The 14214-nt window shown below is 70.1% G+C and carries 14 protein-coding genes; 6 read left to right on the forward strand and 8 right to left on the reverse strand.

Features of this window, described 5'->3' with window-relative positions; all coding sequences use genetic code 11:
- Positions 1 to 126: 126 nt before the first annotated feature.
- On the forward strand, positions 127 to 741 hold the full coding sequence (locus tag ON26_RS18350; RefSeq protein ID WP_040797414.1) for a DUF4126 domain-containing protein: 615 nt from the start codon (positions 127 to 129) through the stop codon (positions 739 to 741).
- A gap of 51 nt (positions 742 to 792) precedes the next feature.
- Here the strand turns inward: ON26_RS18350 and ON26_RS18355 are convergent, their stop codons facing one another.
- Entirely contained in the window at positions 793 to 1287 is a 495-nt protein-coding gene (locus tag ON26_RS18355) for a winged helix-turn-helix transcriptional regulator (RefSeq protein ID WP_040797415.1), read from the reverse strand.
- Positions 1288 to 1340: 53 nt separating this feature from the next.
- Here ON26_RS18355 and ON26_RS18360 point away from each other — a divergent pair, with 53 nt between their 5' ends.
- Together ON26_RS18360 and ON26_RS18365 are read left to right on the forward strand one after the other, a co-directional pair.
- Entirely contained in the window at positions 1341 to 2156 is an 816-nt protein-coding gene (locus ON26_RS18360; protein ID WP_040797416.1) for a thioesterase family protein, read from the forward strand.
- 14 nt (positions 2157 to 2170) lie between these two features.
- Entirely contained in the window at positions 2171 to 3586 is a 1416-nt protein-coding gene (locus ON26_RS18365; protein ID WP_051027208.1) for an MFS transporter, read from the forward strand.
- A 238-nt stretch (positions 3587 to 3824) separates the two neighbouring features.
- Here the strand turns inward: ON26_RS18365 and ON26_RS18370 are convergent, their stop codons facing one another.
- Both ON26_RS18370 and ON26_RS18375 read right to left on the reverse strand, forming a co-directional pair.
- Positions 3825 to 4244, reverse strand: coding sequence for a DUF4254 domain-containing protein (locus ON26_RS18370; RefSeq protein WP_245545904.1), 420 nt, complete (start codon positions 4242 to 4244; stop codon positions 3825 to 3827).
- Positions 4245 to 4559: 315 nt separating this feature from the next.
- Positions 4560 to 5798, reverse strand: coding sequence for a sigma-54-dependent transcriptional regulator family protein (locus ON26_RS18375; protein WP_083884188.1), 1239 nt, complete (start codon positions 5796 to 5798; stop codon positions 4560 to 4562).
- A gap of 302 nt (positions 5799 to 6100) precedes the next feature.
- Here ON26_RS18375 and ON26_RS18380 point away from each other — a divergent pair, with 302 nt between their 5' ends.
- Both ON26_RS18380 and ON26_RS18385 read left to right on the forward strand, forming a co-directional pair.
- Positions 6101 to 6970 (forward strand): helix-turn-helix domain-containing protein, encoded by an 870-nt coding sequence (locus tag ON26_RS18380; protein WP_040797418.1) that lies wholly within the window; start codon positions 6101 to 6103, stop codon positions 6968 to 6970.
- A 184-nt stretch (positions 6971 to 7154) separates the two neighbouring features.
- Positions 7155 to 7661, forward strand: a complete 507-nt coding sequence (locus ON26_RS18385) for a hypothetical protein (RefSeq protein ID WP_040797419.1) — start codon at positions 7155 to 7157, stop codon at positions 7659 to 7661.
- Between the two features lie 31 nt (positions 7662 to 7692).
- Here the strand turns inward: ON26_RS18385 and ON26_RS18390 are convergent, their stop codons facing one another.
- A complete protein-coding gene (locus ON26_RS18390) occupies positions 7693 to 8190 on the reverse strand; it encodes a hypothetical protein (RefSeq protein ID WP_245545905.1) in 498 nt (165 codons plus the stop codon).
- Positions 8191 to 8238: 48 nt separating this feature from the next.
- On the opposite strand from ON26_RS18390, the gene ON26_RS18395 reads away from it, so the two are divergent.
- The gene (locus ON26_RS18395) at positions 8239 to 8754 is read left to right on the forward strand and encodes a peroxynitrite isomerase (protein ID WP_040797420.1); all 516 of its coding nucleotides are present in this window, start codon (positions 8239 to 8241) and stop codon (positions 8752 to 8754) included.
- A 24-nt stretch (positions 8755 to 8778) separates the two neighbouring features.
- On the opposite strand, the gene ON26_RS18400 is transcribed toward ON26_RS18395, so the two are convergent.
- The 4 genes from ON26_RS18400 to ON26_RS18415 form a co-directional block, all read right to left on the reverse strand.
- Positions 8779 to 10566 (reverse strand): penicillin-binding transpeptidase domain-containing protein, encoded by a 1788-nt coding sequence (locus ON26_RS18400; RefSeq protein WP_040797421.1) that lies wholly within the window; start codon positions 10564 to 10566, stop codon positions 8779 to 8781.
- 107 nt (positions 10567 to 10673) lie between these two features.
- A complete protein-coding gene (locus tag ON26_RS18405; protein ID WP_051027218.1) occupies positions 10674 to 11537 on the reverse strand; it encodes a GNAT family N-acetyltransferase in 864 nt (287 codons plus the stop codon).
- A gap of 58 nt (positions 11538 to 11595) precedes the next feature.
- The gene (gene ispG, locus ON26_RS18410) at positions 11596 to 12762 is read right to left on the reverse strand and encodes a flavodoxin-dependent (E)-4-hydroxy-3-methylbut-2-enyl-diphosphate synthase (RefSeq protein ID WP_040797422.1); all 1167 of its coding nucleotides are present in this window, start codon (positions 12760 to 12762) and stop codon (positions 11596 to 11598) included.
- A 179-nt stretch (positions 12763 to 12941) separates the two neighbouring features.
- The gene (locus ON26_RS18415; protein WP_040797423.1) at positions 12942 to 14141 is read right to left on the reverse strand and encodes a M50 family metallopeptidase; all 1200 of its coding nucleotides are present in this window, start codon (positions 14139 to 14141) and stop codon (positions 12942 to 12944) included.
- Positions 14142 to 14214 lie beyond the last annotated feature (73 nt).

Raw genomic sequence — 14214 nt, forward strand, 5'->3', positions numbered from 1 at the left:
GCGATCCCCTTACCGAGAAACGGTGCGTGACGCAGCCGAAACTAGTGCCACGTCCACGGGGAGAGAACGATTGGACTCACACAGATCATCAGGGTGGCCGGCTCGTCCGGCCACTAGAATCGCCAGGTGTCGCTGCTTCCTCTGATCTTCACCGCGGGCTGGGCGAGTGGGATCAATGCCTATGCGGTCGTGCTGCTGTTCGGATTGTTCGGCCTGACCGGCCTTTCCGACGATGTGCCCGAGGGCCTGCAACGCGCCGATGTGCTGATCGCGGCCGGAGTCCTGTTCGCGATCGAGCTGATCGCCGACAAGATTCCCTACCTCGACTCGTTCTGGGACTCGATCCACACGGTGATCCGGCCCGCTTCCGGCGCGGTGGTGGCCGCCCTCATCGCCGGTTCCGACGAATCCCTGACCACGCTGCTGGCCGCGGCGGTGGGTGGGACGACCGCGCTGGTCAGCCATCTGGTGAAGGCCGGGCTTCGAGCGGCGATCAACACCTCACCGGAACCGGCGAGCAATATCGCCGTCAGCGCCGCGGAGGATCTCAGCGTCGCGGGCGTCGTCACGCTGGCGATCTTCCACCCGGTCGCCGCGGCGATCATCGCCGCGCTGCTGTTGGTGATCGGCGTATCGCTGGTCTACCTGCTGGCCAGCCGCATCCGGCGGTATCGGCGACGCAGGCGCGAACGCAAGGCCGCCGGAAGCCGGGCGATACAGCCGGGTGAGCCCACGTACTGATCCGGCTCCGGGACCGCGGACGACATCGACGATCGCCCCCGAGCACACGAGCTATCGCGCGTGATCCGAGTGCGCCCGTTCCGGAATCAGGTCCCGGCTCTTGGCTCCCGGGCCGTACACCAGCCGTAGGTCGCGCCCCTGCACGCGCTCCCCACAGGCCGAGCACATCGGTTCGATGGTCGCGATGTGCCCGCATTCGGCGTGCACCGTCTCGATGGGCGGGCCGTCGGGCGCGGCCCAGCGATCGCCCCACTGCCGCATCGCGGCGACCACCGTCCACAGCGACCTGCCCTTGTCGGTGAGCAGGTAGTCGTAGCGCACCGGATTCTGCTGGTAGGGCTCTTTCACCAGGACGCCCTGCTCGACGAGGTGGTCCAGGCGCTGGTTCAGGACATTGCGCGCGATGCCGAGCCGGGAGCGGAACTCCTCGAAGCGGGTCACTCCGAACAGCGCGTCGCGCACGATCAGCAGCGTCCACCACTCGCCCACCACTTCCAGGCACTGGGCCAGCGAGCAGTTCATGTCTTCGAAGCTCGTCCTGCGCATGAACCCATCGTAGTCAGTTGCTTCACGAAACTCACCCATCTACTGTCAGTCTCATGATGCAACTCACTCGGTCGATCGCTGCGGCGTTCGACCTTTCCGAGCTCGGCCGACACCACTGGCAGGCACACATCGACGGCACCTGGCGAGGGTGGTCGGGACCACACGGCGGGGTGATCGCGGCGTTGACGGTCGAGGCGGCGCGCCGGACTGTCGGCGAGGAGTTCCCGGTGCGCGCCTGCGACCTGCACTTCCTCGGCAGGCCGGGTATCGGCGCACTCACCCTGCACGCCGAGCATCACCCGGTCGGGCGGTCCAGTCACGTCGTGGATGTCCGTGTGCACCAGGACGATCGGACCATCGCCGCGGCCACCATCACCCTCGGCCGCAACGGCGACACCACCGTCGCCGCACGCGCAGGCCGCCCCGTGCCCGCCGTGCCGCGCCCGGAGGCATGCGCCCGATTCCACCTGCCCGCCGAGATCGTTCCCGCCGGGGGCCATTTCGACATCCGGCCCGCCGCCGGACCGCTGCCGTTGACCGGCTCGGAGGAAGCCTGGATGACCGCCTGGATCGCGGTGACCCCGGTCGCCGACACCGCCCTGCCGATCGACGCTGCCACGCTGGCAGTCCTCGCCGACGCGCTGCCACCGGGGATCTTTCCCACACTCACCGTCCCGGTCCCGGTGCCGACGGTGACGCTGTCCATGCACCTGCACACCGACGAGTTCGACGCGGGTACGCGATTCGCGCTCGTGCGCGCTGCCAATGCAGGCACCGGCGGAGGCTGGTCGATCGACGAGACCGACATCTGGGACGAGCACGGACGGCTGCTCGCCACCGCCCGTCAGAGCCGCCGAGTCCTCGGCTGACAGGGAGAACGATCGTGAAAACCGCTGTCACCGAACGCGCCGAGCGCACCACCGACCACCGGGTCGTGCTCGGCATCGTCTCCATCGGGGTCCTGCTCACCAGCCTGGACCTGTTCATCGTCAATGTCGCACTGCCGCAGATGGCACGCGACTTCGCGGTCGCGGATCTGTCGACGCTGTCGTGGGTGCTCAACGCCTATGCCGTCGTCTTCGCGGCGCTGCTGGTGCCCGCCGGGCGGCTCGGCGATCGCAACGGCAATCGCACCGCGTTCCTGCTCGGGCTGATCGTGTTCGTCGTCGGATCCGCATTGTGCGGGGCCGCGTGGAATGTCGCCTCGCTGGTCGGATTCCGGCTGTTGCAGGCCGTCGGAGCAGCCGTGCTGACGCCGACCTCGCTGGCATTGATCCTGGCCGCGACCCCGGCCGACCGGCGCGCCGGGGCGGTGCGCTTGTGGGTCGCCTTCGCCGGCATCGGCGCGGCACTCGGGCCGGTGCTCGGCGGCCTGCTCGTCGCGGTCGACTGGCGGTGGATCTTCCTGGTCAATGTGCCGATCGGGCTCGTGGCGATCGCGGCCGGGGCGCGACTGCTGCCCGATCCGCGCGGTGCGGGCGGCCCGCTGCCGGATCTGGTCGGTGCCGCGCTGTTCACAGCGGCCGTCGCGGTGCTGATCCTCGCTCTCGTGAAGGGACCGGATTGGGGCTGGACGTCGGCGAATGTACTGATCTGCTTCGCCGTCGCGGCAGTCCTCGCGGTCGCCTTCGGATTGTCCTCGGCCCGCCACCACAGTCCGGTGCTCGATCCCGCGTTGTTGCGCGCCCCGAATTTCGCCCTCATGGCGGTGAACGCGGTGTTCTTCCAGGTCGCGTTCGCGGGCATGCTGCTGACGGTCGTGCTCCTGGCCCAGGACGTCTGGGGCTGGTCCGCGCTGCGCACCGGGCTCGCGATTGCACCGGGACCGCTGGTCGTGCCGGTCGTCGCGGTACTGGCCGGGCGGCTCATCGCGCGAATCGGGGCGGGTGCGGTGATCGCGGCGGGCGGCACGGCCTTCGCGGCAGGACTGCTGTGGTGGGCCGCGGCGGTGACGACGCAGCCCGACTATGTGGGCGGACTGCTCGGCGGCATGCTGATCACCGGACTCGGGGTCGGCCTGACCCTGCCCACCTCGTTCGCCGCGGGCACCGGCGCGCTCGCGCCGCAGCAGTTCGCCACGGGTTCGGCGGTGCTGAGCATGAGCAGGCAGATCGGCCTGGCGATCGGGGTCGCGGTGGTGGTCGCGGCGCTGGGCGCGCCGAGCGGTGCGGACGAGACACTGACGGGATTCCAGCGCAGCTGGTACGTCACCGCGGCGATCGCGGTGGTGGCCGGGCTGATCGGTCTCGGCGCGCGGACAACGGGCCGGGCGGAGGCGCCGACCGCGCCCGCCCGATAGGACGGCGCGAGTGCCCGGCGTTCGGCGGCTGCGGTGACAGCCGCCGGATGCCGGGAATCGGTCGTATCCGGCGATGCGAGCCGGCGGGGCAGCGAGAACGGCGCCGGATCCAGCGCCCCGGGACCGACACGGGCGTGCCGCGCCGTCCTGTGACGCGGCACGCCGGGCCGAGCGCCACGTTGCGCCCGCCGTCCCTGCGTCGGCGACGTGGCGGGGGCACTCGGACCCTGATCTGCGGCTATTGCCCGGGCAGGCGCCTGCGGCCACCGGCCACATCGGTGACCAGATCAGTGTATCCGTCGACCAGTTCGGCGAGGCGATACCAATATTTGTGGGTGAGGCCGCTGCGGGGGCCATCGCTGTCGATGGCCTGGTTGGCGTCGGCCCAGCTCCGGGCCATCCGATCCACGACCGCGCCGAGGGTCTCGGTGTGCAGGGCGGCGTCCGGACGGTGCGCGGGCACCTCGTGTGCGATCCACTCGTCGATGTCATCGACGAGTTCGGTTCTCCTGCAGTCGATTTCGGCCACAAGTCGGACGTCGGCCAGTTCGGCGCGGCGGGCGTGCAGTTCGGCGAGCGCGTGCGCGGACCGCAGCAGTTCGCGATCCTCGTAGCGGCGCCCCTGGAAGGCGCACAGCAGCTGCGGAGCTGTCGGCAAGGCCCCTACCGTCGGCGCGCTCATCCGATTCCCCCGGTAGCGGCTGTGAACGTTGCAAAAACCACCATGATCGGTTCTCGATTCGTTTGTTCCGTGCGCTCTGCGCCGAGGGGGTCCACCTCCCCGACAGCTGGATCATGCGCGTGCAAATGCAAGGACGCAACGCTGAACGCAATAGTGCGTTCTATCTAGTGCGCCTGCTGACGCGGCGCCAATTCCGAATAACCGGGCCACCCTGCGAAGACGTGTCACAGATCACGATTCGATACGGGAAGCCATGCGTAAGAGGGCTTTCCACATACTCGACGAAATCGGTCATCCGCGCTGCGCGGTGTGCCACCGCGCAGCGGCCACCGCGCGCCTGCCGTCTCCCCGGGCGAGCAGATCCAGGGCGTGCTCGTGGATCTCGATGTCGCCGGGCGCGCGCTCGCCGTACCGCAGGGCATGCTCGGGGTCCGGGCTCGACAGCACCGCCGTACGGACTCCCACGGCGAGGTGCTCCCGCCATTCGCCCACCCCGGGCGCCTGGGAACCGGGCAGCAGCGGCCCCTGGTACAGCCGTACGGCCGTATCGACATCACCGGACCGCAACGCCGCGAGCAACTCGACAGCATCGCAGGACAGCGGCGCGGCCAGCTGGTAGACGCGGCTGGTGATCGCCTCGCCGGTCACCCGGCGCAGATGCGAGACGTCGGCTTTCACCGTGGTCAGCGACGCCGGCCGGTCACCGTAGATGGCCCACTGCAGGCGTTCGGGGCTGAATCCGTCCGGTTCGAGCGCGAGCAGGGCGAGGATTTCCAGCTGCCGGGGCCGCAGGCGCACCGGGTGCCCCGCACGCACCAGCCGCCCGGTACCCAGGCAGGTCAGCCGCACCGCCGCCGGCGGGCTCGGGGCGGGCAGCCGGGCCTCCACGGCACTGACCAGCGTGCGCACCGTCGACGGGACGAGCGGATGTGCGCGGTCCCAGGTGGAGGACAGGTCGAGCACACCGAGCGTCCTGCCGTCCTGGCGACGGATCGGGGCGCTGTAACAGACCCAGCCGTGCAGGGCCGCCACCAGGTGCTCGGCGGAGAACACGGTGCTCGGGCGGCCGGTACGCAGCGACAACGACAACGCGTTGGTGCCCATGTGCCGCTCGTCCCAGCGGCCGCCGGGCGCGAAATTGACCCGCTCGGCGCGCCTGCGCATCACCGGGCCACCGCAGGACCAGAGGATGGTGCCGTCCTCGTCGGTGACCGCGGCGACGAAGCCCGCGTCGTGGGCGATGTCGTGCAATTGATCGGCGAGGCCGGTCAGCGGTCCGCGCAGCGGGGAGTCGCGCCAGCGGGCGGCGATGTCGGCGCCGCCATCGGGCGCGCTGTCCCGCGCGGGGTCGACGGTGGCCAGCGAGCGCCGCCAGGATTCGGCGACCTCGGCACGGACGGCTGGCGGCTCGGTGGCGGCGGGCACCCCGGGAACCCGGCGGGCCCACTCCTGTTCCAGCGCCGCCCTGCGCTGGGCGAGAGTGTCCGCCGGTGACGCCTCGCGCGCTGTCGTCTGCCCGGACCGTCTCACGTCCCCAGTCTTCCTCGTCACCCCCGGTGCGAATCCTCATCATGCCTCACCGTCGTGGCCCGCGGTTCGGTTCCGGCACCGGTCCTCCACCGGTTCCACTCCCGCAGCGGTGCCGACGGCAAACATCCCGCATCCCCGGCGCGACGCGGGGTTCTGCTCCGCCCGGCCCGAAGTCGCTGCCGGACAGGTAATCTGCCCCGGACACGCACCACCCGTGTATCGCCCGGCGGAGGCGACGGCCCGCGGCAGGGGGAACCACCGGGCGGTGCCGGTGAACGCAGGGGCGAAAGGAAATCCGTTTCATGGCTGGCAAGCGCACCGTGCTCACGGCAGGCCTGCGGCGGCTCGCGGCACTGTTGTTCGAGATGCGTGAGAACGTCGGGCTGAGCAAGGAAGAGGTGAGCAGCCGCACCGGCATCAACGTCACCACGCTCTACCGGATCGAAGCGGCCCAGGCTCGCCCGCAACGGCGCACCCTGATGGCACTGCTGGAGCTCTACGCGGTGGACGACGAGCGCCGCAGATACGCCCTCGACCTGCTCATCGACGCCCAGAAGCCGGGCATGTCCCGCCCGTGGGAGGCCAACCTCACCGAGGTCTACGCCGCCTACATCAACTTCGAGTCCGAGGCGCTCTCGGCCAGGCACTACCAGACCTCGTTCATCCCCGGCCTGCTGCAGACGCCGCAGTACGCGATGGCGGTGATCGACACCTCCATGCCGAAGGTAGAGGCGGCGGTGATGGAGTCGCGCGCCCAGGCCAGGATGAACCGGGCCGCGGTGCTGACCAAGCACGAACCGCTCGAACTGTGGGTGGTGATGGACGAGGCCGCGATCCGGCGGGTGGTCGGCGGGCCGGAGACCATGGGCGGTCAGCTGGAGAAGCTGCTCGAGATGAGCAAGCTCAAGAATGTGATCCTGCAGATCCTGCCGTTCGACGCGGGCGCGCATCCCGGCATGGCGGGCTCGTTCACGCTGCTGGATTTCCGGGATCCCAACGATCCGGAACTCGTGTACGTGGAGGGCATCGCGGGCGACGAGCTCGTGGAGGGGCATGCGGAGGTGCGTCGCTTCGGCATCATCTTCGATCAGTTGCGGGCGATGGCACTGAGTCCCCGCGATTCGATCGCCTTGATCGAAGCGGCTGCCGAGAGCATGCGCGTACGCCGGTGACCGGGCGGCGCGGATCCGTGGTCGGGCGCATCGGCCCGCACCCGGTCGCGTCGCGATAGCCACTGGTGAGGCGGTCGCCGCCGCCTGCGCGGGCGCGAAAACCCGCGTGGGCGAGCACATCACGACGGCCGCGGGACGGGCGGGGACGTGACGGCGTGCGGGCGCATCGGTAGAGTGGGCGCCGATGACCAGCATGGAAGCACGTCTCGGCGACGCGACCCGGACGGTGCCGTTGCCCGGTCCGTGGGATGTCAACGAGTACCTGGCCAGAGTGGCGGCACATCGTGGACGCTCGATCTCGCTCCGCCCGGTGCCCGCGGACATGCTCGTCGAGAACGGTTGCCGGGGCGCCGGTGTATGGGTCGCCCGCCGGTACGACGACATGATCGTCTTCGATTCCGAGGCCACCGGCCGCAATGCCGACCACATCATCCTGCACGAGGTCGGCCACATGCTGCTCGGGCACGGTCCCTCCGATGCCGAGATCGCGGACGGCCTGCTGCCCAGCCCGCTGCCGCCCGGCCTGGCCGCGCTGCTGCCCTCGGTGGCGGGTCAGCATGTGCTGGGGCGCACCGAGTTCGGTCCGGAACGGGAACAGGAGGCCCAGGTGTTCGCGGACATGATGATGGTCTACGCGACGCTGCCGCGCCGCAGGAGGCGTGGCATCAGACGCTTCGGCCGCGGTCGTTAGAACGACGCGGCAGCCGCCCCCGCGGAGGCGCTCATCCGGTGGGCGGCCTGCGGGTGCCTGTGCGCAGCTCGTCGAGCAGGGCTTGATAGCAATCGGCGATTACCACCATGCGCGGCGAGGACGGGTGGGCGGGATCGTCGGGCAGGTAGGCCAGCACCGTCTGATGCGCGAGCCGGTCCACCAGCTGCCCGATCGTCTCCTCGTCCGGGCGCGCCTGCTCCCCCGGCACCGGCGTGGCCAGGGTGACCCAGCGGTCGATCGCCCGCACCAGCTGGGTCCGGCGCCGATCCAGCGGACCGGTCCGGCCCGAGGGCGTGCGTTCACGGGTCGCGTGCAGGCGGGTGAGTTCACCGGCGGCGGCGAGCATCGGATGCCCGGCAGACGGACGCCCCCGGCATGCCGCCAGCAGCGACCCCTTGCCGGGCAGCATCCAGTCGTCGATCGTGTCGGTCATCCGCATCACCAGCCCTTCGCGCCCGATCATCTTCCATGCCGGCGGCAGGCAGGGGAAGTAGGCGGACGCGGACATCGGGACCGCCGCCTCCGCCGCCCGGCTCGCGCGCGTATCCTTTCCGCCGTGGTCGAACCTTCGCCGCCCGCCGACATCCATCCCGATATCGCCGCGCTCGCACCGCTGCTGGGCACCTGGCGCGGGCCCGGGCACGGCGAATATCCGACGATCGACTCGTTCGACTACCTCGAGGAGGTCCGGTTCGAGCACGTGGGCCGGCCGTTCCTCACCTACCGGCAGCGCACCCGCGCCGCCGACGGCAGCAGGCCGATGCACGCCGAAACCGGCTATCTGCGCTGCCCGCGGCCCGATCACGTCGAGCTGGTCCTGGCCCACCCGACCGGGATCACCGAGATCTGCGAGGGCGCGCTGAGTGTCGCCGACGGCGAACTGCGCATGGAACTCACCGCCACCGCCATCGGCCGGACGAGCACCGCGAAGCTGGTCACCGCCCTCGGCCGCTCGTTCCACCTGCACGGCGACACCATCGACTACACCCTGCGCATGGCCGCGGTCGGCGAACCGCTGACCCACCATCTGGCCGCGAGCCTGCACCGCGTCGCCGAGCCGCATTCCGCCTGAGCAGTCCCCGGAGGTCGAGCGCGCTCAGTACTCCGGCGGCAGCACCGCGAACATGTCGCGAGTGACGGCGACGGCGTTGTCGGAGCTACCCCCCTTGACGAGCAGCGTGGCGAAAGCGATGTCTCCGCGATAGCCGACGAACCAGGAATGCGAACCGCCCTCGACCTCCGCCTCACCGGTCTTGCCGTAGACCTCGCCCTGATCGACGATGCGGGTGGCCGTGCCGCCGGTGATCACCTTGCGCATCATCACCCGCAGGCCGTCGATCACCTCGGGGGCGATGGCCGGACGCTCACCCTCCACCGCGGTCTCGCGCCCCGCGATCAGCCACGGCACCGGCGGGCTGCCGTTGGCCACGGTGGCCGCCATCAACGCCATGCCGAACGGGCTGACGACCACCCGGCCCTGGCCGATGCCGTCCTCGGCGCGCTGCACCAGATCGTCGGCAGGCGGGACCGAGCCCGAAACGGTCGGGATCCCGGCCACGGTGTAATCCGGGCCGACCCCCAGACTCGCGGCGGACACGTGCAGGGCGTCGGCGGGCAACTCGCCGGCCAGCTTCGCGAACGAGGTGTTGCAGGAGCGCTCGTAGGCCGTGGCCATCGGCACGCTGCCCACGCTGAACATGTTGTAGTTGGGAATGGTGCGCTCCCCGACCACGATCTGGCTCGGACACGGCACGATGGTGTCGGGGGTGGCCACTCCCGCCCCCATGGCCGCCGCAGCCGTCACCGTCTTGAAGATCGAGCCGGGCGGATACTGGCCGATGGTGGCCATCGGACCGTCGCGATCGGTCGCCTCGTTCTGCGCCACCGCGAGGATGGCGCCCGTCGACGGGCGGATCACCACCATCATGGTCTGCTCTTTCGGCACGTTCACCGCCTGCTGCGCGGCGTTCTGCACGTAGCGGTCGATGCTGAGCGAGAACGACGGCGCGGGCTGGGCGGGCACTTCGGTGAGCACCCCGGTGTCGGCGCCGTTGGCGTTCATGGTGACCACGCTCCAGCCCGCCTTGCCGTCGACCTCGGCGATGACGGTCTGGCGGATCTGGGTCATCAGGTCGGGCGCGAAGGCGCGGTCGGCGGCCACCATGTCCCACTCCTGGTTGAACCCGAGCCCGGGCAGGCCGATCAACATGGCACCCACCTGCTCGTATTCGAGTTCGCTGAGCAGGATCACGGTGTACGGTCCTCCTGCGCCACGAGCCGCCTTCAGGATCGCCTCCGGGGTGAGGCGCTTGTCGAGACCGATCAATGCCGCCGACAGCGACCGGGCCACCCCGGCCGGATCGGAGGCGGCGGAGACGTCGAAGGTCACCCGGGTCACCTTGCCCGGAACGAGCACGTCGCTGCCGGACTGTTCGTTGACGCGGGCGCGCGGGGCGGGCGTGGCGCGCAGTGCCAGCGTCTGGGTGTCACCGAGCCGGGGATGGATGTTCGAGGAGGTCCAGCGCACCATCCAACGGCCGTCGGTGCGCCCCATCTGCAGTTGCCCGGTGTAGGACCAGACCCGTTCCTTCGGCAGCCGCCACTCGTAGCTGTAGTCGACGGTCGCGGTGTCGCCGGTGACCCTGGCCGCGCCCGCCTGCGCGGACAGTTCCTCGGCCTGCAGGTTCTCCCAGACGGAAGCCATTGCGGCGCTTGCCTTGTCAGGACGGCTGGTCAGCTCGGCGGCCCGGTCGAGTTCGCCGGCCGCGAAGGCCGCGAGGAAGGTCTCCGCCAACCCCACCGGTCCTTTGGGCTCCGACGAGCAGCCCGCTACGGCCGCCGCGACCAGGAGCGCGACGACCACCGGAATCAGCAGGCGTCTCATGGCTGCCGATGGTACTGGCCATCATTCGGCAAGCGCCGACGGCGCACCGGAAAATGCCCTCGGACAACCGATTCCGCCGGTACTCCGAGGCGACCGGGCGGCGGAACTCAGTCCAGCAGGACCGTGGCGAACGTGGCGACCTGCCGGAATCCGACGCGGCTGTAGGCGCGCCGGGCGGCGGCGTTGTAGTCGTTGACGTAGAGACTGGCGACGCGGCCGGTGGCCACCACCGCATCGGCGACCGCCGCCGTGCCAGCCGTTCCCAAGCCGCGGCCGCGCTGGTCGGGATGCACCCAGACGCCCTGGATCTGACCGGTGTGCTTGGACAGTGAACCGATCTCGGCCTTGTACACCACCCGGCCGTCCTCGAAACGCGCCCAGGCGCGGCCTGATTCGATGAGGCTGCTGATGCGCCGCCGGTAGGCGCGGCCACCGTCGCCCGCGCGCGGATCGACTCCGACTTCCTCGATGAACATGGCGATGGCCGCCTCGAGGTAGCGGTCGAGTTCGGCGGGCACGGCGCGACGCACCTCGGGGTCGGCCGCGACCGCGGACGCCTGGCTCAGCGCGAGCAGCGGCTGGCTGGCGCGCAACTCCCGCGGCGCGCCCCAGCGATCGCTGAGCATCTCCCACAGCGGCAGCGCGAGCTCTTGCCTGCCGACGATCGAGGAGCAGATCCGGGGCCAGCGCCCGGCCCGGTCGGCGAAGGCTCGCAGAGCATCCGGGCCGCCGAGCAGCGGTACGAGATTGGCGCCGGAAAAGCACAGCGACTCGGAAGGGCTCTCGTGAGTCCACATCTCGCCGAGGCCGTCGCGCGCGTCGAGGCCGAACTCCTGCACACGCGCGGCCACCATGCACGAGGCGATGGGATCGGCATCGAGTACCCGAAGCACCTGAGCCAGTTCCCGGTTCGCCAGCGGACGCGCGGCAACTACCTTCGCCCGACGCGTCGGCTCCCGCAGACTCCGCACATCCAACAGCCTGCCACGAACGGGGCCCATCCGGTACAAATCCCCGCGAAAGGCCAGGTCAGCCGACGGTGACCACCGGTTCGCCCGCAGCGGTGGCCTCCCCGCTCGCACCGATCTCCTCGGCGATGCGCATCGCCTCCTCGATCAGCGTCTCCACGATCAGATGTTCCGGGACGGTCTTGATGACTTCGCCCTTGACGAAGATCTGCCCCTTGCCGTTGCCGGAGGCCACACCGAGGTCGGCTTCCCTGGCCTCGCCCGGACCGTTCACCACACAGCCCATCACGGCGACCCGCAACGGCACCTCCATGCCCTCGAGGCCCGCGCTGACCTCGTTGGCGAGGGTGTACACATCGACCTGGGCACGACCGCAGGACGGGCAGGACACGATCTCGAGCTTGCGCGGCCGCAGGTTCAGCGACTGCAGGATCTGACCGCCGACCTTGACCTCCTCGGCGGGCGGCGCGGACAGCGACACGCGGATGGTGTCGCCGATGCCCTCGCTGAGCAACGCGCCGAAGGCCACCGCGGACTTGATGGTCCCCTGGAAGGCCGGACCGGCCTCGGTGACGCCCAAGTGCAGCGGGTAGTCGCATTGCGCGGCGAGCTGCCGGTAGGCCTCCACCATGATCACCGGGTCGTTGTGCTTGACCGAGATCTTGATATCGCCGAAGCCGTGCTCCTCGAACAGGCTCGCCTCCCACAGCGCCGATTCGACCAGCGCCTCCGGGGTGGCCTTGCCGTACTTCTCGAGCATCCGCTTGTCCAGCGAACCTGCGTTGACACCGATGCGGATCGGGATGCCCGCGGCGCCCGCCGCCTTGGCGACCTCCTTGACGCGGCCGTCGAACTCCTTGATGTTGCCCGGGTTCACGCGCACGGCCGCGCAGCCCGCGTCGATGGCGGCGAAGATGTAGCGCGGCTGGAAGTGGATGTCGGCGATGACCGGGATCTGACTCTTCCTGGCGATCGTCGCCAGCGCGTCGGCGTCCTCCTGGCGGGGGCACGCCACGCGCACGATGTCACAGCCCGAGGCGGTGAGCTCGGCGATCTGCTGCAGGGTCGCGTTGACGTCGTGGGTCTTGGTCGTGGTCATCGACTGCACGGAGATCGGGGAATCACTGCCCACGCCGACATTGCCCACCTTCAACTGGCGGGTCTTGCGGCGCGGAGCGAGCACAGCTGCCGGAGCCGCCGGCATCCCCAATCCGATGGTGCTGGTCACTGTCGCCTGCCTACTTTCGCTGCGTTCTGCGGGCCGTATCGTTTCCGAGCTTAGTCACCGCCGACGGCAGGGCTGCCTGCGTGAGGTCGATGACACACCGCACGGTACCCGGACCGGGCGCCCGAGGCGGAACAGGAGTGGCCGGTGGGCCCCATGTGGCGGAACGGCCCTTGCCGGGCTCAGGGGAACAGACGAATGGGGTTGATGATGTCGGCGGCCAGAGTCAGCACCATGTACGAGCCGCCGATCACCACCGCCACATAGGTCAGCGGCAGCAGCTTGAGGAAGTCCACGGGGCCGCCGGGGCTCAGACCGCGCCAGCCGCGCACCGTGTTGCGCACCTTCTCGTAGAGCACGACCGCGATGTGACCGCCGTCCAGCGGCAGCAGCGGCAGGACATTGAACGCGCCGAGGAAGAAGTTCAAGCTGGCCAGCATCAGCACGAAGACCTCCCACAGGCCGGCCTCCGCGCTCTCACCACCGATCCGGCTGGCTCCGTAGATGCTGACCGGGGTCTCGGGATCGCGTTCGCCCCCGGTGACCGCCTCCCACAGCGCGGCCACCTTGGCGGGCATGTCGGCCAGCGCCTCGAAGGTGCGCACAAAGAGGTCGCCGGTGAAGGACGCGGCGGCGGGAACGGCCTCGACCGGGGTGTACTCGGTGACCGCGGGGGGTGCGTCGAGGGTGATGCCGACGGCGCTCACCTGCTTGGTCGACCCGTCGGCGGCGTAACGCAGCACCTGCTGCGGCACGACCGTGACCTGCACGGACGCGCCGGCCCGGTCGACGGTGTAGGTGATCGGGCCGGTCGTCTCACGAGTCTTCTCGGTGAACTCCGCCCAGGTGGCGACCGCGGCGCCGTCGACCGCGGTGACCCGATCGCCCGGCAGCAGCCCGCCCTGCTCGGCGGGGCCGACGCCCGTGCACGGCTTCAGCGAGCCGTCCGGGTTGGCATCGGAGACACATGCCAGCGTGCCGACGACCGGAGCGGGCTCGTCGAGGTTGGGCAGGCCCCAGCCGATCGCGAGCACCACGATCAGCACGAAGCCGAGCAGGAAGTTCATCAGGATGCCGCCGACCATCACGACCAGTCGTTTCCAGGTCGCCTGCCGGTACATGGCCCGTTCGACTTCCTCGGGCGCCACGTCGTCGAGCGCGGTCATGCCGACGATGTCGCAGAACCCGCCCAACGGGACGGCCTTGAGGCCGTACTCGGTCTCCCCCCGCTGGAACGACCACAGCGTGGGCCCGAAACCGATGAAGTAGCGGCGAACCTTCATGCCGGTGGCCTGCGCGGCCCACATGTGCCCGCATTCGTGCAATGCGACCGAGATCAGGATGCCGAGCGCGAACAGCGCGAACCCGACGGCGAACACCATTAGCTCTCCAGCCCTCCTGCATTTGCGCAGTTCATCGTCATTCCGCGCACGCGCGCCCTGCCGGCGCGAGCAC

The sequence above is a fragment of the Nocardia higoensis NBRC 100133 genome, assembly GCF_000308595.1.
GTDB lineage: Bacteria > Actinomycetota > Actinomycetes > Mycobacteriales > Mycobacteriaceae > Nocardia > Nocardia higoensis.

Bases quoted from the DNA above. Each gene is read 5' to 3' on its own strand.
- ON26_RS18355 (WP_040797415.1), bottom strand. From the start codon at position 1,287: ATGCGCAGGACGAGCTTCGAAGACATGAACTGCTCGCTGGCCCAGTGC.
- ON26_RS18360 (WP_040797416.1), top strand. From the start codon at position 1,341: ATGATGCAACTCACTCGGTCGATCGCTGCGGCGTTCGACCTTTCCGAG.
- ON26_RS18390 (WP_245545905.1), bottom strand. From the start codon at position 8,190: ATGTCCGCGTCCGCCTACTTCCCCTGCCTGCCGCCGGCATGGAAGATG.
- ON26_RS18400 (WP_040797421.1), bottom strand. From the start codon at position 10,566: ATGAGACGCCTGCTGATTCCGGTGGTCGTCGCGCTCCTGGTCGCGGCG.
- ON26_RS18385 (WP_040797419.1), top strand. From the start codon at position 7,155: ATGACCAGCATGGAAGCACGTCTCGGCGACGCGACCCGGACGGTGCCG.
- ON26_RS18380 (WP_040797418.1), top strand. From the start codon at position 6,101: ATGGCTGGCAAGCGCACCGTGCTCACGGCAGGCCTGCGGCGGCTCGCG.
- ON26_RS18415 (WP_040797423.1), bottom strand. From the start codon at position 14,141: ATGGTGTTCGCCGTCGGGTTCGCGCTGTTCGCGCTCGGCATCCTGATC.